The sequence below is a fragment of the Cohnella sp. OV330 genome (assembly GCF_900112065.1).
Classification (GTDB): domain Bacteria; phylum Bacillota; class Bacilli; order Paenibacillales; family Paenibacillaceae; genus Cohnella.
In genome coordinates, this window is the sequence record NZ_FOKE01000001.1 from 591285 (window position 1) to 615967 (window position 24683).

The 24683-nt window shown below is 60.1% G+C and carries 19 protein-coding genes and 1 other annotated feature; of the genes, 6 read left to right on the top strand and 13 right to left on the bottom strand.

The features are described from left to right. Positions 1-70 precede the first annotated feature (70 nt). On the top strand, positions 71-445 hold the full coding sequence (locus tag BM235_RS02275; protein ID WP_090108904.1) for a helix-turn-helix domain-containing protein: 375 nt from the start codon (positions 71-73) through the stop codon (positions 443-445). Between the two features lie 19 nt (positions 446-464). Then, complete coding sequence (locus tag BM235_RS02280; protein WP_090108905.1) at positions 465-1112, top strand: hypothetical protein; 648 nt, start codon at positions 465-467, stop codon at positions 1110-1112. A 76-nt stretch (positions 1113-1188) separates the two neighbouring features. On the opposite strand, the gene BM235_RS02285 is transcribed toward BM235_RS02280, so the two are convergent. Then, positions 1189-2487: an alpha-glucosidase/alpha-galactosidase gene (locus BM235_RS02285; RefSeq protein WP_090108906.1), complete on the bottom strand. Its 1299-nt coding sequence runs from the start codon at positions 2485-2487 to the stop codon at positions 1189-1191. A gap of 137 nt (positions 2488-2624) precedes the next feature. Between BM235_RS02285 and BM235_RS02290 the strand changes: the two genes are divergently transcribed. After that, positions 2625-3479: a helix-turn-helix domain-containing protein gene (locus BM235_RS02290; RefSeq protein ID WP_090108907.1), complete on the top strand. Its 855-nt coding sequence runs from the start codon at positions 2625-2627 to the stop codon at positions 3477-3479. A gap of 144 nt (positions 3480-3623) precedes the next feature. Here the strand turns inward: BM235_RS02290 and BM235_RS02295 are convergent, their stop codons facing one another. The 8 genes from BM235_RS02295 to BM235_RS02330 all read right to left on the bottom strand — a co-directional run bounded on the left by BM235_RS02295 (position 3624) and on the right by BM235_RS02330 (position 14888). Next, complete coding sequence (locus tag BM235_RS02295; protein ID WP_090108908.1) at positions 3624-5192, bottom strand: 2-isopropylmalate synthase; 1569 nt, start codon at positions 5190-5192, stop codon at positions 3624-3626. A gap of 92 nt (positions 5193-5284) precedes the next feature. Further along, positions 5285-5518 (bottom strand) — a binding site (T-box leader). 93 nt (positions 5519-5611) lie between these two features. Beyond that, entirely contained in the window at positions 5612-6604 is a 993-nt protein-coding gene (locus tag BM235_RS02300) for an aldose 1-epimerase (protein ID WP_090108909.1), read from the bottom strand. A 4-nt stretch (positions 6605-6608) separates the two neighbouring features. Further along, the gene (locus tag BM235_RS02305) at positions 6609-7625 is read right to left on the bottom strand and encodes a Gfo/Idh/MocA family protein (RefSeq protein WP_090108910.1); all 1017 of its coding nucleotides are present in this window, start codon (positions 7623-7625) and stop codon (positions 6609-6611) included. 50 nt (positions 7626-7675) lie between these two features. After that, complete coding sequence (locus BM235_RS02310; RefSeq protein ID WP_090108911.1) at positions 7676-8512, bottom strand: carbohydrate ABC transporter permease; 837 nt, start codon at positions 8510-8512, stop codon at positions 7676-7678. Further along, on the bottom strand, positions 8509-9486 hold the full coding sequence (locus BM235_RS02315; protein WP_090108912.1) for a carbohydrate ABC transporter permease: 978 nt from the start codon (positions 9484-9486) through the stop codon (positions 8509-8511). Before BM235_RS02315 ends, BM235_RS02310 begins: the two co-directional genes overlap by 4 nt. Before the next feature lie 60 nt (positions 9487-9546). Continuing rightward, complete coding sequence (locus BM235_RS02320) at positions 9547-10929, bottom strand: ABC transporter substrate-binding protein (RefSeq protein ID WP_090108913.1); 1383 nt, start codon at positions 10927-10929, stop codon at positions 9547-9549. Positions 10930-11272: 343 nt separating this feature from the next. Beyond that, positions 11273-13537: a helix-turn-helix domain-containing protein gene (locus tag BM235_RS02325; RefSeq protein ID WP_090108914.1), complete on the bottom strand. Its 2265-nt coding sequence runs from the start codon at positions 13535-13537 to the stop codon at positions 11273-11275. A 259-nt stretch (positions 13538-13796) separates the two neighbouring features. After that, positions 13797-14888, bottom strand: coding sequence for a DUF3048 domain-containing protein (locus tag BM235_RS02330; RefSeq protein ID WP_090108915.1), 1092 nt, complete (start codon positions 14886-14888; stop codon positions 13797-13799). Positions 14889-15051: 163 nt separating this feature from the next. On the opposite strand from BM235_RS02330, the gene BM235_RS02335 reads away from it, so the two are divergent. The 3 genes from BM235_RS02335 (at position 15052) to BM235_RS02345 (ending at position 18937) form a co-directional block, all read left to right on the top strand. Continuing rightward, positions 15052-16011 carry a hypothetical protein gene (locus BM235_RS02335; RefSeq protein ID WP_090108916.1) on the top strand — a complete coding sequence of 320 codons (960 nt, stop codon included), beginning with the start codon at positions 15052-15054 and terminating at the stop codon, positions 16009-16011. 171 nt (positions 16012-16182) lie between these two features. Continuing rightward, positions 16183-17928 carry a glycoside hydrolase family 13 protein gene (locus BM235_RS02340; RefSeq protein ID WP_090109578.1) on the top strand — a complete coding sequence of 582 codons (1746 nt, stop codon included), beginning with the start codon at positions 16183-16185 and terminating at the stop codon, positions 17926-17928. A gap of 403 nt (positions 17929-18331) precedes the next feature. Further along, the gene (locus tag BM235_RS02345; protein ID WP_143106618.1) at positions 18332-18937 is read left to right on the top strand and encodes a hypothetical protein; all 606 of its coding nucleotides are present in this window, start codon (positions 18332-18334) and stop codon (positions 18935-18937) included. 185 nt (positions 18938-19122) lie between these two features. Here BM235_RS02345 and BM235_RS02350 read toward each other — a convergent pair whose 3' ends face one another. The 4 genes from BM235_RS02350 to BM235_RS02365 all read right to left on the bottom strand — a co-directional run bounded on the left by BM235_RS02350 (position 19123) and on the right by BM235_RS02365 (position 24428). After that, on the bottom strand, positions 19123-20793 hold the full coding sequence (locus tag BM235_RS02350) for an alpha-amylase family glycosyl hydrolase (RefSeq protein ID WP_158543662.1): 1671 nt from the start codon (positions 20791-20793) through the stop codon (positions 19123-19125). A gap of 95 nt (positions 20794-20888) precedes the next feature. Then, positions 20889-21722: a sugar ABC transporter permease gene (locus BM235_RS02355; protein WP_090108919.1), complete on the bottom strand. Its 834-nt coding sequence runs from the start codon at positions 21720-21722 to the stop codon at positions 20889-20891. Further along, entirely contained in the window at positions 21719-23011 is a 1293-nt protein-coding gene (locus BM235_RS02360) for a carbohydrate ABC transporter permease (RefSeq protein ID WP_090108920.1), read from the bottom strand. The genes BM235_RS02355 and BM235_RS02360 overlap by 4 nt, the downstream gene beginning before the upstream one ends. An 88-nt stretch (positions 23012-23099) precedes the next feature. Further along, entirely contained in the window at positions 23100-24428 is a 1329-nt protein-coding gene (locus BM235_RS02365; protein ID WP_255374022.1) for a sugar ABC transporter substrate-binding protein, read from the bottom strand. Between the last annotated feature and the right edge of the window lie 255 nt (positions 24429-24683).

A 24683-nucleotide genomic window follows, 5' to 3' on the forward strand; every position in this document is an offset into this window, starting at 1 on the left:
ATTCATTCCGAATACTTATTCGTATAATAAAGGATAATTGTCCTAATTTCAATGATCAGCGGGGATTATCATGACCCATCCATTCGGAAAACGATTAAAGGGGTTGCGAAAAAAACGAGGGTTCACGATGGAGAAGCTCGGTGCCGCGGTAGGCGTAGCCAAGACGACGATCTCCGGCTACGAAAACGGCAACCGGGAGCCTCCGCTCGCCGTGATCGCCAAACTGGCCCATGCGCTTCGGACAACGGCCGACTATTTGCTGGGCATCACTGACGCCGAAGAACAGCCCTTCCTGTCGCCAGCCGTCGACGCAAGCGCGGGAGCGCCAACCTTTCATTGGAACGGCGCGGAGCTGGACGAGCAGGAGCTGCGGACCATTTGCGAATTCATAGAATCGATCGTCGCCAAAAACAAGCGCAGAACATCAGAAGAACGATCATCCTGACGGATTCAAGGGGTTGCCTATGGAGGAAGTCATCATCTCTTTAAAAAAGTTCAAGACGTCCAAGGAACTGGCGAAGCTGCTCGCCAGGCTCGACGGAGGGGGCGGACAGGATTATAACGTATCGACGAATCTGCTGCGGCTCTATCAAGAGGACCTGATCGACCGTTCCGAATATCTAGCCATTCGGGCCAAGGTCCTGATGGGTCATTACTTCGGCCGCATGCGGCAATGTTATCCCGACCTTAGAGGCGGATTATACTTCTATGACATGGACGCGCTGCGTATCTGGAATGCTTCGGTCGCGCATTTTCCGGATATGTTCAATGAGTACACCCAGGGTCTCAGCGTGGAACAGGATGTCCCCGATCGTTCGCCGGCCCCCGTGTATACGTCTCATGCGTTCGGGATCGAGGACGTGCGCCGGTCCGACCATCCGATCGCGGCCAATCATCGCGAGATGTACGAGCAAGCGTCGATCCAGTCCTTCGTGACGCTGCCCCTGTTGAACGGCACCGAGTCGATCGGCTATCAATTCATTTCAGCGCGATGCCCGCGCGCGTTTATGGAGGCGGAATTGACGTTCTTCTCCTCCGCTTCCGAATACTTGATCCGGGAGCTCGCCTCTATTAAACCGTTCATGATCCGCCAGCTCGAACAATCGAGATAGCCATGCAAGGAAAAACAGCCTTCATTCGGCCCAGGCCGGATGAAGGCTGCTTCGCGTGCATGCCCTTCGCTGCTGCTTAACGGAACTTCGGCAGCCAGTCGCCGTGCGCTTCGATCAGGTCGTCGCACAGGGAGACGATGTCGTCCATCGACAGCTCGGCGGCGGTGTGCGGGTCGAGCAGCGCGGCGTGATAAATGTGCTCCTTCTTGCCGGCCATGGCGGCTTCGATCGTGAGCAGCTGGGTGTTGATGTTGGTCCGGTTGAGCGCGGCGAGCTGCGGCGGCAGGTCGCCCACGTACGTCGGCGTCACGCCAGAAGCGTCTACGAGGCAGGGCACCTCGACGCAAGCTTCCTTCGGCAGGTTCGTGATGAGGCCGGTGTTCATGACGTTGCCGCCGATCTTGAACGGCACGTTGGTCTCCATCGCGTCGAAAATGTAGGACGCATACTCGTGCGACCGCTCGTGCGTCAGCGTCGCGTTGTTCACGATGCTGTCGCGCATCTCTTTCCAGCCCTTGATCTGTTCGACGCAGCGGCGCGGATATTCGTCCAGCGGAATGTTGAAGCGCTCGATCAGCTCCGGATAGTTTTTCTTGATGAAATACGGGTGGTACTCCGCGTTGTGCTCGCTCGATTCCGTGACATAATAGCCGAACTTCGCCATCAGCTCGTAGCGCACCATGTCGTGATGCTTTTCCTTTTGCTTTTCGGCCGCGCGGCGCTTGATCTCCGGATACAGGTCGACGCCGTCCTTGGTTACCTCGAGCAGCCAAGCCATGTGGTTAATGCCAGCGATGCGGGAAGTTACGCCTTCCTTGTCCATGCCGAGTCCGTCGAACAAATGGCTGACGCACGCCTGCACGCTGTGGCACAGGCCGACCGTTTTCACGCCGCCGTAGGTGTTCATGACGTTGGTCAGCACGGCCATCGGATTCGTATAGTTCAGGAACCAGGCGTCCGGACAAACCTCGCGGATGTCGCGGGCGAAGTCCATCATGACCGGAATCGTGCGCAGATTGCGGAAGATGCCGCCGATGCCCAGCGTGTCCGCGATCGTCTGGCGAAGCCCGTACTTCTTCGGCACCTCGAAGTCGGTGATCGTGCAGGGATCGTAGCCGCCGACTTGGATGGCGTTGACGACGTACTTGGCGCCGCGCAGCGCCTCCTTGCGATCCGAGTAGGCGACGATGCGGCACTTGCTGCCGGACGAAGCCTGGATGTTACGAAGCATGCTCTCGGATTCCTTCAGCCGCTCCGGATCGATGTCGAACAGCGCCAGCTCGAAGCCCTGAAGCGAGGGCACGAGCATGCTGTCACCTAGTACATTTTTGACGAATACCGTACTGCCCGCTCCGAGGAACGTGATCTTGGACATGAGATATTAGCCTCCCTGATTCCCGGTGGTATTAAGCCTATCTGCGATTTATAATAAATAAAAAGCGCTTCCGGGAATATGGAACAATACGTTCAACTTATGGAATAATGTAGTCTATCAAGTGGAGGGAATTCATCATGCCCAACCCGTTCAGCCGCACGTCGGTGCATCCGAACCCCCGCGCTTCCGGGACGCTGTCCGTCCTGTTCGCCGGATACTCGCAGACCGAGCCGGAGCACCGGATGGGGCCACAGAAGCTGGAGCACTATCTCATCCATACGGTCGCCGAGGGCAAAGGGTGGTACAGGTGCCGCGACCAGCACTACGATCTCGAGGAAGGCGACAGCTTCGTCATCCTGCCAGGGGAGATGTACGCTTACGAATCGGACAAGGAGCGGCCGTGGCGGTATCGCTGGATCGCCTTCCGCGGGCCCGAAGCCGAGCGTTGGCTCGCCGCGGCGGGCATCGACGCGCTGCATCCCATTGTGCGAGGCGGCAGCGAGGACGCGCTGCGGGCGATCCGGGCGGTCGACGGCGTGTTCGCCAAGAAAAGCTGGACTGCCGACTGGGAGGCGGAGGGCTGGCTGCGGCTCGCGTTCGCGTCTTGGGCCAAGGCGAATCGCCCGCATGGTCCCGCCGCCGGCGCCGAACCGCGCAGCCTCTCCGCCGTCGAGGCCGACCGGGCCGCGCGCTGGCTGCAGGCGCAGCAGTCCGATCCCTCCGTCACGATCGCGCGGATGGCCGCCGAGCTCGGCTACCACCGCACGCATCTGACGAAGCTGTTCAAGCGGGAGACGGGCATGACGCCCGTCGCCTACCTGCAGCAGCTGCGCATCGAACGCGCCAGCTCGCTGCTCGCCGAGCCGCTCTCCGTCGAAGAGGTCGCCCTATCCGTCGGGTACAGCGATCCGCTCTACTTTTCCAAGTCTTTCAAGAAGCTGACGGGACAGACGCCTTCGGAATACAGGCGGCGGGTGCGGACGGGGGGGTGAGCGTTAGGCCGCGAACGGAGTTGCGCGGTAAAACCGCGTAACTCCGACCGATGAGCGCAAATGGTCACTAACGCCGACTGTGGTAAACGAATGAAGAACGGGCAGCCGCGCGTCCCTCCGGACGACCTTGCAGCTGCCCGCTTTTTAACCGATCGCCTGCTCCGCTTCTTCGCCCGGCGCCGAATCGAGCACGATGGCGTTAATGCCGTTCAGGAACGCCAGCGCGCTGGCCTTGATAATATCCGTATCCATCGCACGCCCCGCGAAGGTCTTGCCGTCGTATTCAAGCTGGATGTTCACCCGGCCGACCGCTTCTTCCCCTCTGGAGAGACTGTTGATCTTGTAATGCTTCAGCCGCACCTCGTATCCCGCCAACTCTCGGATGACGCCGTACAACGCGTCGATCGGACCGTCGCCGACCGCGCTGCCCTTGAGCGTCTCCGCGCCCCGGCGCAGCTTGACCGTAGCGGTCGGACACAGCTCGTTCGTGACGACCTGGAACGACTCCAGCTCGAACAAACGCGCGGCGACCGCTTCGTCCTTCGGCTGGGCTTCTCGGTGCCCGTTCACGAGCGCGAACACGTCGTGATCGTACACTTCCTTGCGCGCGTCGGCGAGCGCCAGGAACTTCTCGAACAGCGCTTCGAAGTCCGCGTCGTCCTTCGGCTCGAAGCCCATGCGCGCCGCAGCGTGTTTGAACGCGTGCCGGCCGGACCGCGCCGTCAGCACGAGCTCCATGCTTTCGGCCCCGACCTCCTCGGGCGACATGATCTCGTAAACGCGCTTATCCTTGAGCAGTCCGTCCTGGTGGATGCCCGAGGAATGGGCAAACGCGTTTTCGCCCGTAATCGCCTTATTCACTTGCACGTCGAGACCGGTCAGATGCGTCAACAATCTGGACGTCGGAAGCAGCTCCGTCGTGCGGATATTGGTGGAGCAGCCGAACAGCGCCTCACGCACCTTCAGCGCCATGACGACCTCTTCAAGAGACGTATTGCCGGCACGCTCGCCCAGGCCGTTCACCGTGACTTCGACCTTGTCCGCGCCGCCCCGGATCGCGCTCAGCGTGTTCGCGGTCGCCAGGCCGAGATCGTTGTGGCAGTGAACGCTCAGAATGACGCGCTCGTCGAGGTTTTTGAGCCGTTCGTTGATGCGCCGGATCAGCTCCCCGAACTCATGCGGCTCCGCGTAGCCGACCGTATCCGGCACGTTGATCATCGTCGCGCCGGCTTTGACGACCGCCTCGATCGTGCGCCACAAATAGTCGAAATCGGATCGAGATGCATCCTCGGTCGAGTACTGCACGTGCGGCAGCAGCGTCTTGGCGTATCTTACGGCTTCGACGCCCATCTCCATGACCGCGTCTTTCGACCGGTTGAATTTTTTCTCGACGTGAATGTTCGACGTGCCGAGCACGATATGAATGAGCGGCTGATCCGCTTCCTTGATGCTCTCATAGACGGCGTCGATGTCGCTCTTGACGGCGCGCGCCAGCGCGGTCACCGACATCTGGCGTCCTACCGCGCGGGTGACGGCTTGCACGGACTCGAAGTCTCCGCGGGAAGATGCGGGAAATCCGGCCTCGACGATATCGACCTTCAGGCGTTCCAGCTGACGGGCGAACTCGACCTTCTGCACGGCGTTCAACTTGGCGCCAGGCACCTGTTCCCCGTCCCTTAACGTCGTATCCAATACGATAATTTTGCGGCTCATGGGATATCCCCCTCAGGTTTTATAATGGGAAATCTATGTGAAGCAGGCTCGTTTAAACCCGGAATTTAAACGACAAAAAACCCCGTCTCTGTTATAGAGACGGGGTTTAACCCGCGGTACCACTCTAATTCGTTTCCGGCATGCGGAAACAATCTCGTTCGATGGCCAACACCATCTATCCTTGTAACGGCGGAATCCCGGTTTACCCTACATATCAGGCAACTGTTCATAGAGGAGTTCAACGTGATCCGCGCTGCCGTTTCGCACCAACCAACGGCTCTCTGAAAGGCGTCTTCACATCTACTGGTTCTAATCAACACATTTGGCTTATGAAGTTATCGGTAATTATAGGCCGCCCGAGAAGCGATTGTCAACAGGCATTTATCATGCCTCGACGCCGGGCTTTTATTCTCGCGCGCTCATGCCGGCTCCACGGCGATCCTGCAGGACACGGTTGCGGACGCGTACGGAACGAGTACCCGGAGACCGGTCGCCTCGGGCGGCAAGGGCAGGTTGAAGGCGTTGGTCACGCAAGTATACGGCTCGGGACAAACGAAGCCCCGGCGGCCGTCGCCGTTGTGCAGCACCCATGTGCCGAAGGCGCGGTCCGCTCGATACCGCACGCGGATTCCAGCCTCCGGGTCGGTCAGCACCGCTTCGTTCGCGTCATCGCCGACCGCCTCGAAGACGTCGTCCAAGGCGACGCCGCCGATCGGCATTCCCTGCCGCAGCGTCGAGCCCCGCGCATCCTCCGCCAGCTCGCCCGTCGGCAAGAAGCTCGCGTCGAGCATCCACCTGCGGCCGACCGGCGCCGCGAACGTGCAGGACGCCGGCGACGAAGCTGCGCCCAGCGGGAAGTTGAAGGCGGTGTGATAGCCGAGCCCCCACGGAAACGCGGCATCGCTCTCGTTGTGCACGTCGATCCGCTGGATGAGCGCGTTCCCCAGCAGCTCGACCCGCATGACGAGGCGAAAACGATGCGGGAACTGCGCCGTCACCGACGGATGAAGCGCGGAATCGAACGCCGTGACCAGCCTCGCGCTGTCGTCGTCCCGGCCGCAGGAGACGACCTCCCACGCCTTGTCGTGCACGAAGCCGTGCGCGTGGCTGCCGGTCGCCGGATCGTTCACGTCGAGCCGGTAGACTCTGCCCGCGTATTCGAATGCTCCTCCGGCAATGCGGTTCGGCGGGAACAGCACCGGAATGCCGTACAGCATCGGAGAAGCTTCGTACGCTTTGACGGACGCCGGCGTCCGCAACAGCTCCAAGCCCGATGCCTTGCAGCGGAGCGAGACGACCCGGCTGCCTAAGGCGGGGACGATCGTCGCCTCCAGGCGGTCGCTCTCGATCAGGACGCCAGGCCTTCCCAGCCAGGCGACGACGCGGCCGCCATGGATATCGTCCGGCCACACGGCGTCAGATCCGCTCGACCGACCCGCTCAGGACGGACCGGTGGATGGCATGCACCAGCTTCGTGTTCAGCAGGCCCGCGGCCGCGCCCGACTCCGGCGTCGTACCGAGGCGGACATGATCGACGAACGCGTTCAGCATATAGCTCGGCGCGGAGGTGAACAGGCCGTTGATCGGCGTGCCCAGCGTATGTATATGGCTGTAGACGCCACCGGCCTTGCGCACCATCTGATCGGACAGGTCCACGTACAACGCGCCGTCGTTCCCGATGATCTCGTACTTGAAGTCGTAGATCAGCGGCATCGACTCGGGGAGCACCCAGCTTGTGGTGAACGTCGCGTGCGTGCCGTCGTCGAAGCTGACGACCGACTGGATCGAATCGTAGGTGTCGATGCCCATGCCGACGAGCTTCTTCTTTGTGCCGACGGCGTAGACGCTGACCGGCGTCGCAGTCTTCTTCAGCCACAGCGCGATATCCGTCGCGTGCGGCAGCAGGAACCAGCCCGGCGAGGAGCCCTTCGACCACTTAAGCATCTGCGTCGGGACGAAAATCGTATCGTTGAGACGCGCGTTAATTGTGAGAATGTCGCCGATCTCGCCGCGCTCGACCGCTTCCTTGACGGCGACGAAGGGCGTGTTCCACCGGTTCTCGAACGCCACCATACACGTGACTCCGGCGCGGTCGACCGCCGCTTGCATCTCCTCCGCTTCCTCGACCGAAGTGGAGAACGGCTTTTCGACCATGAAGTGAAGCCCGTGCTCGGCCGCCAGCATGACCGGCTCCTTGTGAAGGAAGTCCGGCGTCGCAATGACGAGTGCGTCCAGCTGTTCCCCCGCAATCATCTCGCGGACGTCCGCATAGCCGGGAACGTTGTAGCGCAACTTGCTCTTATCCAGCGTAGCGGCAAAGGCGTCGCTGACGGCGACGAGCTCCGCATGCGGATTGCGAAGCAGCGTATCCGCAAACAAGCTGCCCCGAATGCCCATGCCGACGATGCCGAATCTGATTTTTCCTTTTTCCATTGCTGATAGCTCCTCTTAGAAAACGTATGATGAGTGCCGCATTGCTTGCGTTATTTGACCGCGCCCGCCGTCATGCCGCTTACGAGATGCTTCTGCAGCAGCCAGAAAGCGACGACGATCGGCAATGTCGTCATGACCGAGCCGGCCATCAGATAGTCCCAGTTGACGACGTACTGCCCCTGGAAGCTGGCGATGCCGACCGAGAGCGTCCACTTGTCGTAGTCGCTGAGGAACGTCTGCGCGAACATGAATTCGTTCCAGCTCGTCAGGAAGGAGAAGACGGCCGTCACCACGAGTCCAGGCAGCGTCAGCGGCAGGATCACCCGGACGAACGTCGTCCATCGTCCCGCGCCGTCGATCGAAGCGGCCTCGTCGATGGCGGTCGATACGCTGTCGAAATAACCCTTGAGCATCCACGTACAAAACGGAATCGCGATCGTCGCGTACGCGATCACCAGGCCGAAGTAGGAGTTCAGCAGGTGGTAGTCCTTCATGATGAGGTACAGCGGAATGATCAACAGCGAGCCCGGCAGCATCTGCGTCAGCAGGATGATATAGCCAATGCTCATGCGGCCCCTGAACTGGAACCGCGACATCGCGTAGCCGCCGAGCGCGGACACGATCAGCGACAGCACCGTCGTGAGCAGGGAGACGATCGCCGTATTTTTAAACCAGGAGATGAAGTTCACGTTCGGATCGGCCTTCGCGTTCAGCATCCCTTTGTAACCCTCGGCATTCAGATGCTGCGGCAAATACTGCAGCGGCTTGCTATAGATCTCCGCCTGCGGCTTGAGCGAGGTCAGGATCATCCAGACGAACGGCGCGATCGCGAACAGGGAGATCAAGACGGCAGCAATATAGACGAGCGGCATATTTCTTTTCTTCATGCCGATTCACCCGCCTTCGTGGCCTTCATGTAGAGCACGGTGAAGACGACCGAGATGAGCAGCAGGAACATGCCCGCCGCCGCGGCGAGACCGAAGTCGAACGACTTGAAGCCGGCCCGGTAGATAAAAATCGTCAGCAGCTCCGTGGCGCGGCTCGGTCCGCCGCCCGTCAGCACGTATACGATGCCGAAGTCCTTGACCGTCCAGATGACCAGCAGCAGGAACACGATGACGGATACGGGCTTCAGCGCCGGCAGCGTCACGCTCGTGAACTGCTTCCACGCCGAGGCTCCGTCGATGCTCGCGGCTTCGTAATGGTCCTTGGGAATGCCTTGGAGACCGGCGAGCAGCATGATGGCGGCGAACGGGAAGCCCTTCCACACGTTGACGAACATCGCGGCCCACAGTGCCGTGTCGGATTCGCCCAGGAAGGCCAGAGGGTTCGACAGAATGTTCATTTTGATCAAAACGTCGTTAACGACACCGAATTGATAGTCGAACATGAGAATGAAGACCAGGCAGGTGACTACCTCGGGAACCGCCCACGGGATGATGACCAGCGCCCGGACGAGTCCGCGGCCCTTGAACGGCGTGTTGAGCAGCACGGCGGTACCGATCCCAAGCACGAAGCGCAGGACGACCGTGACGAAAATGTACAGGAACGTGATGCCGAGCGACTGCCAGAAATAGCCTGAATCCATCACAGCCGCGTAATTGTCCAATCCGACGAACGGATGTCCCTCCGCGATCGGCCGCGCGACCTTCCAGTATTGAAAGCTCATCAGCGCCGCCTTCAGAATCGGGTAGAGCAGCACGAGCCCGACCGCCAGTGCGAGCGGCGCGATGAACAAATAGGCGGCCCTATTCTGCTTCAGCCTCCGCCATTCGGAGCGCCAGAATCGCGGCCGGGGGGCTGCTTCCGTCTGCTGTGTCGGCAAGGAGGGCTGTCCGAGAAGCGCGTTGTCGTTGTTCATTTCCTTCCTCCTCGCAGGCGTCTAATCCGGCGGCGCGGGCCCCCGGACCGGCCTGACGAATTAATTCATCGCTTTTTTCATCTCTTCCGCCGCCTTGTCTAGCGAGGACTTCGCGTCCTGCTTGGCGACGAACATATTTTGCGCGTAGTTGATCAGCGTCTGGTTCAGCGTGCCAAGCTCGGGAATCGGCGGATCCATGACGGCCGGGGCGTACACTTTTTGCTGGAAGTCGAAAAATTGCGCGGCAAGCGGGTTCGCCTGGGCATACGCGTCCGTGCCTGCGTAAGCCTTGCTGCTCGGAATCATGCCGGATTGCGAGATGATCTCCTGCGCCTCGGCGGAAGCCATCCACTTCAGGAAGTCCCAAGCCTCGTCCGGATACTTGCTGTTCGCGGAGATCATGGCGACGAGCGGATAGTTATGCGGATTCGGTTTGTACGTCTGGCCTTCGTATTCGACGGAAGGCTGCGGCATCAGGCCGAGATCGTCCATCAGCGCAGTGTCTCGCTCTCTTGTCATGCCGATAAACCACGGGCCGTCCATCATCATCGCGGCCTGGCCGTTCCAGAACATCTCGCGGCTGACCTTCTTGTCCCGCGTGCCCGGAGGCGTCGCTTGCGGATTGTCGATGAGGTCCTGCCACCATTCGGCCGCCCAGACGTTGGCCGGCGAGTTGACGTTGATCCGGTCGGCCGTATAAGGGCCGGACTCGCCGTCGCCGAAGAAGATGCCGCCGGATACCGGTCTCGCCACGAGACGATACCATTCGGAAGCGACGAACGGGTGCGAGCCTACGACGCTCGAAAACCCGTATTGGTCGACGTTGCCGTCCCCGTCCGTATCGACGCCCAGCTTGATCGCGGCCTGTTTGAAGTCCTCCAGCGTCTTGATCGAAGCGGGATCGATGCCGGCTTTTTGGAACAGCGATTTGCGGTAAAAGATGCCGGTGGTGCCCCAGGCATAATCGGATAACGCATAATAAGAGCCGTTTACCTTGCTAAGCTCCTGGCCGACGAGATCCGTCTCCAGCTCCGTTCCTTTGATGCGGTCGTCCAGATTCAAGAAGGCGCCCTTTTCTCCTTGCAGTGCGTTGTAGGTCGCGATGTTCTCGGGATAGACCTGAACGATGTCGCCCTGCGTGCCTGCGATGATCTCGGTGGTCAGCTTGTCCCAGAAGTTTTCGTAGTCCGTGCCGTGCACCGTGATTTCGACGTTGGGATTCGCTTCGTTGTACTTTTGGATTAAGGCGTCGATCGCTTTCTTGTGAGGCGCTTCCGCATATACGGAAGTTTCGAAGGACAGCTTGATTTTCTCCGCGCCGGCCGAGCCGCTGCCCGCCGCGTTCGCATCGTCTGCGCCGTTCGAGCATCCCGCCAGCGCGACCGTGCCGATCGCGCTGGCCGCCGTAAGCAGTGCCAGGCTCTTCTTGAATCTGTTTTCCATCGAATGACCTCTCCCTCTTCGTATCGAATGTCGACCTGACGCAGCCTGCCTCCAAGTCGTGCCTTAATCAAATCATCGCCGACCGGCCCGCACAACAAACCATTTTCTCCGATACAACCAATCGGACAATTTCATGTCATCGTAAGCGTTATTACGATGGTACGTTTAATGACATGAATCAGCCATACGTTTTATCGCCTTAACCAACCTTATTCCACCTGCCAACTTTTTTCTCCATGCCGTAAAAACCTGCCACATCAACGTTTCCAAGCGCTATTTGGACAAAAACAAACAATCCGGCCGCGCTTTTAAGCGCGACCGGACTGCGAACTCGATATGGCTGTTAACCCTGCTTTTCCTTGCGATAATCGATCGGCGGCACGCCGACGATTTTTTTGAACGTGCGGGCGAACGAGATCGGACTGCTGTATCCGGTCCGCTCGGAGATCTCCTGGACCGGCAGGCTCGTCTCGGCAAGCAACTGCTGAGCGTGGCGGATGCGCAGGTCGATCAGGAAGTCGACGAACTTCAGGCCGAATTCTTCCTTGAAGAGACGGCTCAAATATTTGCCGCTGATGCCGAACTTCTCGCTGAGATAGTCCAGCGACAGCTCGGGACGCGCGAAGTCGCTCTCGATGTACGCCTTGACCTCTTTGATGAGCACGCCTTGGTTTCGCGATTCCCGAGACTGCTCGACCCGCTCCTCGAAAGCTTCCAGCGCTTCGAAAAAAGCGTGCGCGATGTCTCCCATCATCTCGACCTCGGCCAGCGTCTTGGCGAGCGCCGGCATGATGTCCGTGCTCCACAGCCGCCGATACTCGGCGCTCATTCCCTCCACGGCCCGGCCGAGGTTGAAGATCAAGTAGTTCATTACCTGCCCGATATCCTCGCGCGAAGCCCGGTCGAGCTCCATCTGCCGGATGAGCGAGCGGAACTCCGCCCGCCACTTCGCGTCCGACAAGCGCAGCAAGTCTACGATGCCGTCGATCCGCTGAAGATGACGAAATACTTCGCCTCGCCCCGTCGGACTGCCCGCATGCTTCAGAATCCGGTTGTTGCCTTCGATGGACTTGTATTGAAGCGCGGCGAGCGCCTCCTGGTAAGCGTCGTGGATATTCTCCGGACGCACGGCCGGCTCCCCAAGCCCGATCGTCATCTCGAACGGAATATCGGCCCGGATGCGCGCATGCCACTCCCCGATCAGCGCCGACATCGCTTCGTCCGGCACGTCGCTTTCGCACATGAGCATGACCGCCAGCTGGTTCGCCATCGTCCAGAGCATCCATACCCGGCAGCCTTCGGCCTCCTCCGTCAGTCCGCCCACGATCGCTTCCACGGCCTTTTTCCAGCCATCCTGCTCCTCCTGGGCGTACGTCCGCCGCCATTCGGCGCTCCGGTCGATCTCCAGGACGACGACGGAGGCTTTGCCGAACGCCGCGTACATGCCGTGCTGATCCGCCGTAGCCGCCCACTCTTCAGGGCCGACCTGGCGAATGCCTTCAAGCAGCCCGTACAGGTAGAAGTTCCGCTTGACCTCAAGGTCCTGCTGCAGCTGCCGCTGGAAACGGCTGTTCTGGTCGATCATGTTTTCCATCATCGAGTGGATATATCTGAATTCCCCGCCGTAGCGCTCGTCGCCGTCCTTGACCGGGCCGCTGCCGGGCGAGTACCTCTCCAACTGCGCGACCAGGTTGCGGATCGGGCGGTAATTCTGGCGGGTCATCCAGACGATCCAGCCGAGCGCCAGCGCGCAAACGAGCAAGCCCAGCACCAGCCAGACATTGAAGAGGGACAGCAGGAATGCGATCCACTTGCCGTCGTTCCACTCGCTGACGAGCCGCCAGCCCGTATAGTCGGACACCGAAGCGGACGCGAGCGTCTTGTTCGCCTTCGGCGCGACGTCCGCCGGGTCCGTATGGAATAGGTCCTGTCCCGCTCCGTCGTACAGATGCAACTGCGTGACCGATGCGTCGTACATGTCCCGTACGAGCTGCTGAAGGGAAGCCGCGTTGACGTTGATGACGATCAGCCCGTAGCGGCCCGAAAAGATGGACACGCTCCGCGTCAGCGTCACGACCGGCGTTCCCGTCTCGGACGGGAGCTCTTTATACAGCCGAAGATCGGACCATTTGCTGTTCGGCGCCTTCAGGCTGGATTCGATAAAAGGCGCGTCCGGATACCGGTTGAGCGGATATGTCGTGCTCATGTTCAGGACCATACGGTCGTCGGCCCGGACCATGTAGATGGAATGGATGAGCGGATTGGCGATCTTGAGCTCGGCCAGCTCGTTCATGACATCGACCTGCAGCGACAGATCGGCGGCCGTCGGCTCCGAGAAATACCGCAGCACGGTGCGGTTGCGCAGCATCTCCAGCGTGATCTTCTGGTCGATCGCCGTCAGCGACGCGTCCACGACGAGCTGCGCCTGCCGGGTGACATAGTCGTTTGTCTTGCGGGCGGCTTCCTGGTTGCGGCTGTTCAGAATCTGAAAAAAAATAAAAAACAGAAAAGCGGTCAGGATGAAAAACGCCGGCAAGTAAGACAGCAGCATCTTGCCGAACCAGGTCCGGCTGCCGCCCGTTCTCTCTCTACGAAGTTTAAACCCCATCCTCTACGCCCCTTCTTCTGGCTGCGATTGCGGATATGCGTCTATTGTCTGCGCGGACGGACAATTCTCGTACCGTAGGAGTGCGTGCTGGCGAGCACATCGCCTGCTGTACGAGAGGCGATTCGCTTCCGGCCCGCTTCTTTAGGCGCATCGCCTGCTACTCGAGAGGCGATTCGCTTCCGGGACGCATCTTTAGGCGCATCGCCTGCTATTCGAGAGGCGATTCGCTTCCGGGACGAACTCGTCTGCCCGCCATCTTTTATTCATACGTCACATGACTCGCGAACCCGCCGTCCGTCGGCACCACGTGGTAATAGGTCGTGCCCGGCACGAACTTGAGCTCGCGGCCGTCGCGGTAAATGCGGATGATGTCGCCCGGCGTTCGCTTCCACTCGCAAGCGATCGCGCGCCCCTCCTGGAACAATACGGCTTCGCCGCCGCTGTTCAGATCGATCTCCAGCCTGCCGTAGTCGTCGTAGGCGTGATGCTTGGCCGACAGGACGACGAGATTGGCGGCCGTGAGCTGACGCGAATTGTTGAGATCGATATGCGGCTGGCCGTTGACCGATCGTGCGTAAAGATGCGCGGAGGCATCGTATTGATAGGATACCTTGTAGTCCGACAATTGGAATTTGATGTCGACCTGGGTTGCGGTAGGCTTTCCGATCACGTCCGGCGTCGGGTCGAACTGCACCAGCGGCACGGTCGCCGTCTCGTCGTACTTCAACTTTTGCGCGCCCGTATACAGCTTGTCCTGCGTGGAATAAAGATTGTGCGGCGCCTTGCGGTCTTTGGAGCGGTAAAAGTAAGCGCCGGCATTGTTGATCTCGTCCATGTCGGCCTTGCCCGAGTGCTGGAGGATAGCGAGCGCGTCGTTGCTCGCCCCCGCATGGACGAGGACGCCGCCGTACGTCTCCCCGACGTCGATCAGATAGGGGCGGATGCTACGGATCGGGCCGATCGGATCGTCGAACGTCTGGCTCTGAAAGATTGCCAATAACCGCGTGATGCCGCCCTCCGCAAGGATCTCCCACACCGTGTCGGCATGGGTTAGGCCGGATTGCGGACGCGCAGCCTTGAAGTTGTTGATCATGACGCTGAGCGGCCTGCGGACGACGGCTTGGTCCGTCGGCAGCCCCGTGAGCGGCGCGAGAAAGGCGGCCGTCGGCTCGGGGGGCTCGGTCGCCGCGGCGGACGGAGACGAAGCGGACGAGGACGAGGCGGACGCGGTCCCGATCGGCGCGGTCGCGGGCTCGCTCTCCCCGCCGCAGGCCCCGAGTACGGCCATGGCGGCGGCCAGCGTCAGCGCCAGCAGCGCGGTGCGAATCGCGCTCGAAGTGTTCGCGGTCATTCGGTGGCCTCCAGACGATAATTAAATATAGTATTTCCATTAAACCACAACCCTCGCCTGCTTGTCCTGCCCCGGATACATTGCTCATTTCCAAAAGAAACCTTTTCGCCCTTTATTCGTCTAATGGATTATCGCATCCGATATGATAAACGAGGTGACCTGCATGAACGAACCCTTGCTGGCATGGAACGAGCAACTGGAGCAGGCAAAGAGAGACTTGGCGCTGCGGGCCAAATGGACCAAACGGCGAACCGAGCTTGTCCGCGAGGTGGAGCAGCAGCGTCGGGAAGAGTCGCATTGGTCGGAGCGGCTCGCGAGCGAGCAGGACGACGTCGAGCGTATGCGGGCAGCCAGCTTTTCGCAATTCGTGCTGCAGCTGTTCGGCAAGCTGGACGAAAAGCTGTCCAAGGAAGAACGCGAAGCGGCCGAAGCAAAACTGAAGCGGGATGCGGCCGCGGCTGCGCTGCTTGCACTGGAGCGCGAGCAATCGGACGTCATCGGCAAACTGGTCGAGGTCGAATATGCCGAGCGTCGCTGCAGCGAGCTGCTCGCCATGAAGGAGCAATGGATCCGGGAATACGATGCGACAGCGTGGCAGGAGCTTGAAGCCATCTCGGCGGAGATCGGGCAGCTGCAGTCGATGAAGATCGAGTTCGACGAAGCGATTCGCGCCGGGCTGGAGGTCGAAGGCGCGCTCGAGTACGCGGGGGAGAAGCTGTCTTCGGCAAGAGGCTGGGGGACTCATGACCTGTTCGGCGGCGGTTTGATCTCGACGGCGGTGAAGCACGGGCTAATCGACGAAGCCTCCGTGCACATCCATCATGCGGAGGATGCGCTGCGCCGATTCGGCAAGGAGCTTGCGGATTTAAACCAGTCGCACGACGCCTCCGTGCCGCAAGTGAGCGGACTGCTTAAATTTTCGGATTTTTTCTTTGACGGACTGCTGGCGGATTGGATGGTCCAGGGACGCATCGACAGTTCGATTGAATCCGTCCGCGCCCGCAACCGCGATATCGGACGGCTGATCGGCAAGCTTCAAGGGGAAAAGAAACAATTGGAATACCGGATCGCGGCGATGAACAACCGGCGGCAGGAAATCGTGGAATCCTACGGCGGCCGCTAATCGGCCGCGCTCGCCGGGTTGGCACGAGACGGCAATTCGTTTATAATGATACGCAGCACAACTCAAAGGCAATGTTACCGACAGGTACAACCTCGACAAGCATTTCGGGGTTGTGCCTTTTTACGTTCGCGGATGCTTGTCCATTTCGATCGCAAAGGAGCCTGTACCATGATTCTAAGAGAAGCCGTCTATCACCGCCCGAAGCAGAACTTCGCCTACGCGGCGGACCGCCGGACGCTGCACTTGCGCGTGCGCGCGAAGCGCGGCGACCTCGTCCGCGCCGACGCCGTCGTCGGCGACAAGTACGCCTGGGAGCAGACCGCGGCATCCGTACCGATGCGCGTCTTCGCGAGCGACGAGCTGTTCGATTATTGGGAGACCGCCGTCGTCCCGCCTTACCGCCGCCTGCGCTATGCTTTCAAGCTGACCGCCGAAGACGAGACGATATACGTGACGGAAAAAGGCTTCGCCGATCGGCTGGCCCCGAACCCGGACGAATTTTTCGACTTTCCGTACATCAATCCGGCCGACGTGTTCGCGCCGCCGTCCTGGGTGAAGGATGCCGTGTTCTACCAGATCTTCCCTGAACGATTCGCGAACGGCGATCCTTCGCTCGATCCGGAGGACGTTCAGCCTTGGGGCGGCGAACCGACGCCGCGCAACTTTTTCGGCGGGGACCTGAAGGGCGTGCGCGACCATCTCGATCATCTGAAGCGGCTGGGCGTCAACGCGATCTACTTCACGCCGGTGTTCGAAGCGACGACGAACCACAAGTACGACACGACGGACTATATGAAGGTCGACCCGCATTTCGGGACCAACGAGGATCTGAAGGCGCTCGTCGAAGAATGCCATTCGCGGGGCATCCGCGTGCTGCTCGACGCTGTGTTCAACCATGCAGGCAAGACGTTCCCGCCGTTCGTCGACGTGCTGGAGAAGGGCGCGGATTCGGAATACGCGGGCTGGTTCCATGTCCGTGAATTCCCGCTGAACGTCGTCGACGGCATCCCGACCTACGAGACGTTCGCGTTCGAGCCGATCATGCCGAAGCTCAATACGGAGAATGCCGACGTTAAAAAGTATCTGCTCGACGTCGCGCGCTACTGGGTCGAGGAGATCGGCATCGACGGCTGGCGGCTGGACGTGGCCAACGAGGTGGATCACGCCTTCTGGCGCGAGTTCAGGCAGACGGTTAAGGCGGTCAATCCCGAAGCGTATATCCTCGGCGAGATTTGGCACGATTCGATGATGTGGCTGCAGGGCGACCAATTCGACGCGGTGATGAACTATCCGTTCACCAATGCGGTGCTCGACTTTTTCGCCAAAGACCGCATCGACGCTCACGGTTTCGCCAGCGCGATCGGCAGGCAGCTGGCGGCGTATCCGCAGACCGTCACGGAGACAGCGTTTAACCTGCTCGACAGCCATGATACGGCGCGCCTGCTCACCCTCTGCGGCGGCAGCGAAAAGCGCATGAAGCTCGCGGCGCTGTTCCAGCTCACGTATCCGGGCGTCCCTTGCATCTATTACGGGGATGAGGTCGGCATGAGCGGCGGCGGCGACCCCGGCTGCCGCGGCTGCATGGTGTGGGACGAAGAGGGACAAAACACGGACCTGCTTCGCTTCTACAGCGAGACGATCGCGCTTCGCCGGACGTACGGCGCCTTTCGCGATGCCGACATCGCGTTCGTGCAGGCCGAGCGCGGCAGCGGCACGCTCGTGTACGAGCGCCGCGGCGCCGACGGCAGCCGGTTCATCGTCGCGATGAACGCGGGCGTACTGCCTGTCGAGATATCGGCCGACGCGGACAGCCGCTCCTGGCAGGACGCTTACAGCGGCGAGCCGGCGCTTGTCACGGACGGCAGCCTGCGCGCCGTGCTGCCAGGGTTCGGCTTCGCGGTGTGGCGTCAGGTATAACCGTCAGAGCAGTATGCGCTGCCGCCGGGCGGGATGTGTTGACGTAGGTCAACGCTTGAGCCGTTCGCGCTGCCGCCGAGCGGAATGTGTTGACGTAGGTCAACGCTTGAGCCGTTCGCGCTGCCGCCGGGCGGAATGTGTTGACGTAGGTCAACACTTGGCCTGTACGCGCTACCGCCGGGCGGGATGTGTTGACGTAGGTCAACACTTGGCTTGTCCTAGGCGAAGCCAAAAACAGAGGATGTTCTAGAAGTCAAAAGGTATGACTTTTGGGACATCCTCTTTGCATTGGAATCTGTAAGGGCATGCTGGAGGAATCCCCCACCCGCCCCTTAATTCAGCAACTTCCGGCAGGGATCGGTCGTTAGTTAGAAGAGAGGGGATGACCAGGATGCGATATAAAATGCATGTGCTTACGCTTCTATCCGGCCTCTTGTGGTTAACGGGCTGCGAAACGAACGAGCAGGCCAGCTCGACCGGGCCGACACCCGTCGAGCCCCGGACTGCGACGCCCTCCGGACCTTCGCCTGGTGCAAAGACAATTGACGGATCTGCAGCGGCGGAAAGCCGGGAAGGAGACTTCGTGTACAGGCTCGTGAGCGAGAAGCCTGCGTACGCGGAGGGTGAACGCGTGAACTTGTACGCAGAGCTCGAATATACCGGATCTGAATCCTCCGTGACGATCTACCACTCGGTTTCTCCATTCTATTTCCCGATGGAGGAGACGACCCGGAATTACGGGATCGCCTACGTGATGAACCAACCGCTCGTACCTACGGAGCTCGCTCCCGACAAGCCGCTCCGGGAAGCGTACGTCGGCAGCGGCGGATACGGCAGCCAGGATCCGAAGGCGTATATTGAATTCATGCAGCGAATCGGCAAGCTGGACTTTCCTACAGGGACTTACGTCGTGAACGGGTTCGCGGACTTTTACGTGCAGCCCAAAGGCGGCGAGAAAACCGACTACAAGCTGAAGGCAACGATTACGTTTAAGGTCGGCGGCGCCTAAATCCGCCGAATGACTGAATCGGCGCGATCGCGGCGCTTTCTTCCATGACAAAAAAGAGCTTGCCCGAAAGTCACGCCGGTTCAGGTGACGATAGGGCAAGCTCTTTATTTGGATGAAATGTCAGGACGCATCGCTTTGTGTAGCCTTTGCGCTTGCAGAGGCTCACTCCTCAAGCTCGCGACGCGTTATTTCAATATGACCGTTCCGTACGCGGGCAGCGTAATCGTGCCTTCCTTCAAGCCGGCGCCCGATTCGCTCGCGTACCACAGCTTGCGGTACGCCTTCGCCGATTCCGCATCAAGCGCGATCGTCTTCGGCTCCGCCGTCAGATTGTGCGCGACGTAGACCCGCTCCTCCGCCGTCGCCCTGATAAAGGCGACCGTACCCGCGGGCGGTTCCGCCGCTACCGGCACGATCGCGCCGTCCCGCAGCGCTGCCGACTGCCCGCGCAGCGCGATCAGCTCGCGATACCGGCTGAGCATCGAGCCCGCTTCGCCGTCCTGCGCCTCCACGCTCACGGCCGGATCCGTATTGGCGACCGAAGGCTCCCAGCGCGTCTGTCCGGTTCCCGCCTCGGACGGCTCTCGGATCGCCCCGCCTTTTCCAGCATTCGACTGCCCTTCTCCAGCATTCGTCCGGCCCTCGCCAGCCTGCGACGAATCCGGATCCGCCCCCGACTTCGTCCAGCGCATCGGCTCGCGCTTGCGCTCGTCGGCGCCGGCGCCCTGCATGCCGAACTCCTCGCCGTAGTAGACGAACGGTCGGCCCGGCATCGTGAGCAGCATCGCCGCCGCCAGCTTGCCCTTGGCGACGTCGCCGCCGGCCAGGCTCATGAAGCGGTCGCGGTCGTGGTTGTCGAGGAACGGCGCGTCAATGTACTTGCCGCCCGACTCCCGCGCGAAAATCTCGCTCGTCCGTTCCAGCCGGCTCGGCATGTCGGATGCCGTTCCTTTCGCGGCCGCATCTCGAATCCAGTCGCTCAAGTCGAAGTCGAACGTCGAGTCCAGCGCATTCTTCACGTAAGGCACGATTGCGCCGGCGCTCGACCATACTTCCCCGACCAGGTAGACGTCCGGATGCTTCGCGGTCAAGCCGCGCCGGAATTCCTGCCACCACGCCTGGTTTTTCTTCGCTACCGCCGGGCTGTTCGCCTGAGACTTGAAGTCCTCGTACACGTGCTTCGCCGCGTCGAGCCGGAAGCCGTCGACGCCTTGATCGAGCCAATAGTTGCCGATCTTGATCATCTCGGCGCGCACCGCGGGCTCGTCAAAGTTCAGGTCGGGCATGCCGCTCCAAAACGTGCCAAGGTAATGGTCCCCGCCCCCGACCGCATGCCAAGCCTCGCCGCCCGTGGCGCTCATCGCCGACGTCGACAATCCACGATCCTCCGCCCAGGTATACCAGTTGCGATGCGCGTCATCCTTGCCCGAAGCGGACGCCGCGAACCAGGGATGCTCCGCGCTCGTATGGTTGACGACCAGGTCCATGAGCACCTTCATGCCGTGCTTATGCGCCGCGGCCAGCAGCGACTTGTAATCGTCCATCGTGCCGAACTGCGGGTTGATGCCGTAATAATCCGTCACGTCATAGCCGTGATAGCTCGGCGAAGGCTGGATCGGCGTGAGCCATAGTCCGTCGACGCCGAGCTCCTCCAGATAATCGAGCTTCTGCTCGATCCCCTTGATATCGCCGATCCCGTCGCCATTCGAATCGGCGAACGAGCGCACGAAGATTTCGTAGTAGACGCCCGAAGGTCCCTTCGCGTCCTCCGTTTTAACCGTTGAACAGGAGACGAGCAGCGAGCCGAGTGCCCCGACGGCCGCCGCAGCCGTGACGATGCGCCGAAGCTTTCGCACCGCCGCACCTCTCTCCCCCGCGTCCGCACCCGTCTCCCCCTGCATCCCGCCGGCAACTGCCCCCGCTGGATCCGGCCGTCTTTTCATCGAGCGGATCAGCCCTTGCTCGCGCCGGCCGTCAAGCCGTCCACCAAGAAGCGCTGCGTGTACATGAACAGAATCGTGATCGGAATCGCGACGAGCACGCAGCCAGCGGCGAACAGCGTGAATTCCGTACTATTATAAGCGTCGATGATATTCCACAGTCCGACGGCCAGCGTCCACTTCTCCGGCGTACGCAAAATCATGCGCGCGAAGATGAAGTCGACCCAGGCGCCCGCGAACGTCGTGAGCGAGATATACGTCACGATCGGCCGGGACAGCGGCAGAATGATGCTGGTGAAAATTTTCATATGGCTCGCGCCGTCGATGACCGCCGCCTCCTCGAGGCTGCGCGGAATCGTGTCGAAAAAGCCTTTAGCCACGAACATGCCGAGCGCGGCGCCCGCCGAGTAGACGATGATGAGCGCCCACTGCGTATCCAGCAGGTTCAGCATGTTGAAGATGACGAACAGCGCCGTGATCGCGAGGAAGCCCGGGAACATGCCGAGGATCAGCACGACCGTCAGCATCGTCTTGCGGCCCTTGAACCGGAAGCGGGAAAACGCGTACGCCGTCAGCAGTTGGATCAGCGTACCGAGAATCATGCTGATCGTCGCGACCTTCAGCGTGTTCCAATACCAGGTCGCGTACGGAATGCTCCGGTCCGCGCGATCGCGGAACAGATCGCGATAATGGTCCAGCGTCCAGTGCTGCGGGATGAACGTGTCGCTGAACAGGGAGTTGCCGACGCGGAAGGAGGACAGCAGCGTCCAGAGCGCCGGGTACAGCGCCGCGCATCCGATCAGAATGAGCAGCGCGTAGCTGAGTACCAGTTTCGAACGTTTCATTGGATCATGTCCTCCTCCTTGAACGATTTAGTACGGGTGTATACCAGAATAGCCATCGTGGCGATGAACAGGAAGATCAAGATGGATACGGCAGCCGCGATGTTGTATTGGTTGAAATCCAGCGTCAGCTTATACAGCCAGGTGACGAGCAGGTCCGTTCTGCCGGCGTTGTTGTAATCCATCGTCGCGGGGTTGCCGCCGGTCAGCAGGAAGATGACGTTGAAATTGTTGATGTTGCCGGTGAACTGCGTGATCAGAAGCGGCGCCGTAGCGAACAGGATGTACGGCATCGTGATGTTGCGGAACTTCATCCAGGCCGAAGCGCCGTCCACGTCCGCCGCCTCGTACAGGTCCTTGGAGATGTTGGTCAGGATACCCATGACGAGCACCATCGAGACCGGGATGCCGATCCACATGTTGACGACGACGACGGAAAACTTGGCCCAAAACGGATCATTCAGCCATGGCAGTCCTTCGAGTCCGAATGCCCGGAAGTAGGCGTTGATCGGACCGAATTTTTCGTTCAGCATGTTTTTCATGATGAGCAAGGAAACGAACTGAGGAATGGCATAGGGAATAATGAACAGCATGCGCCAGAAGCCTTTGAACTTGATGCCCTTCTGGTTGACTAGCAGCGCGACGAGAATGCCGCCGAAGTAGCAGGTCACGGTGGCTAGGATCGCCCAGATGATCGTCCAGGTCAAGACGCCGAAGAACGTATTGCTCCAGACATTCAGGTTGAACAGCTTGTGGAACGTAGCGAAGCCGACCCAATCGACGAGGTTTTTGGGCGGTATATGGTTGGGCGACGCATAATTGGTGAACGCGATCAACGAGGTGAAGATGATCGGCATGACCGTGAAGAACAGCACGCCGAGAAACGGCAGCGCGAGCAGCAGCCACGGGAATACGTCGTTCTTCAGGCCGTGGATCTCTTTGCCTTGCTGGATGCGCAGTCCGACCCGATAAGCGTCGCGAATATTCAAAATGTAAATGAGCAGGAATACGACGACGACGAGCGCCGCGAGGACGCCGTGAATCATCATGAAAATCGAATGGTCCCCTTCGACCATGACGCTGATCTTGCCTTTTTTCTCGAAATGACGTCCCTTGTCGCCAAGGGTCATGAGCCCGTCCAGATAGGGAAACAACTGCGCCGCTACGATATAAATGCCGGCTGCGTGCGTAAGAAGCAGCATCGCCGCTTTTTTGTGCTGCTTGTTGTAGAACTGGCCGAGTCCCGCAAATAAAACCGACAGCCAGGCGGCCGACATTGCTTGTCGCTTCAAACAGGCCCTCTCCTTCCTTAAAGCCATTACACCCGCCGGGCTGCGGCGGGTGAATGGTTGTGATGTTGTTCCCTAGAGGTTAAGCGGATTATTGAGCGGTCGCGATAGCGTCCTTGATTTTCTTCGCCCAGTCGTCCATCGTCTTTTGCGCGTCCGCTTTGTCGTTCCACAGGGAGGACAGCGCGGCTTCGTGCGTCGACCAGAAGGCGTTCATGCCCGCGACCTTCGGCATCGGCGTGGAGTTGTCGAACTGCTTCAGGAAGACGCTCGCGAACGGATCGCTCGTGACCTTCTCGCTTGCGGCTACGTTTTTGTTCGCAGGCAGGCTGCCGAACATTTCGAAGTTTTTCGCTTGGAATTCCTCGGAGGAGATCAGCTCGGCGAACATCTTCGATGCGATCGGGTACTTCGTGTTCGCGTTGACGAGGAAGCCCTTGACGCCCGAGAACGGCATCATCGGCTTGCCGTTCGGCAGCGTCGGATATTCGGCGACGCCGAGGTTCTTGACGCTCTTCTTGAACTCTTCGGTCTGCCACGGACCGCTGACGTTCATGGCCAGTTTGCCTTCGTTGAAGAGGCTCGTCTTGATGTCGGCCTTCACGTCGGCCGCCTTGATCGGCAGGATGTCCTTCAGGCTCTGGAAGAACTTCGCGGCTTCTACGCCTTCCGGCTTGTTGATGCCGATGTCGCTCTCGTCGGTGCCGTCCTTGCCGAATACGTACGCGCCGTATCCGCCGAAGAAGCCCCAGCTCCAGTATCCGTTTCCGAGTTCCCACATATAAGCGTATTTGTTAGCCTTGGGGTCGTTATACGTCTTCGCGAACTTGATGACGTCGTCCCAAGTCTTCGGCATTTCGCCGTTCGGTACCAGGTCCTTGTTGTAGAAGACCGCCGTCGTCTCGACGGACATCGGATAGCCGTACAGCACGCCGTCCATCGTGAAGGCGTCGACCGACTTCTCGGAGTTGTTCGCCTTCGTCTCTTCCTCATGCAGGTCGTTCGGCAGAATGACGCCGGCTTGCACTGCCGAGCCCAGACGGTCGTGCACGGCGGAGAAGACGTCGGCGCCGACGCCGGCAGGGCCGTCGGTGATCATCTTTTCGATCGATTTGTCCGGACCTACGTCCTCGACTTTAACGTCGATGTTGTACTTCTCCTTGAATACTTTGGCGGCTTCGTCGACGATGCCCTTCTCGCTGGCGCTGTACCACACGGTCAGCTTGGCGCCTTCTTCAGGCGCATACGTTTCTTCTTCGGATGCCGACGCGGACGCGGAAGCCGATGCGGACGGCGCGGCCGACTCGCTAGCCGGCGCCGAAGACGCGGCGTTGTTGTTATTGTTGCTGCCTCCGCAAGCCGTCAATCCGGCTACGAGAGCCGTCGATACGAGAAGCGCGGATACCTTTTTGATTTCCATTTGCAAATGACCCCTTTCATAGATAGGAACTTGCGATGAAGCATGGCGGCCCGAACGGAGTTAAAAACGTCCTGGGCTTTACGTCGGTTTACGCGGTCTCGACATTCGTGCGCAGCATTCGTTGCGTGCTAGTTTGCGCGTTTACATATGGAAATATGTTAGTGCAAACGTTTGTCCGAAACGCAATGTTAAAACATAAACCAACTGATTTACAGCTGCATCCCCCGACTAAATTCCGTCAATCCTGCGTTTAAA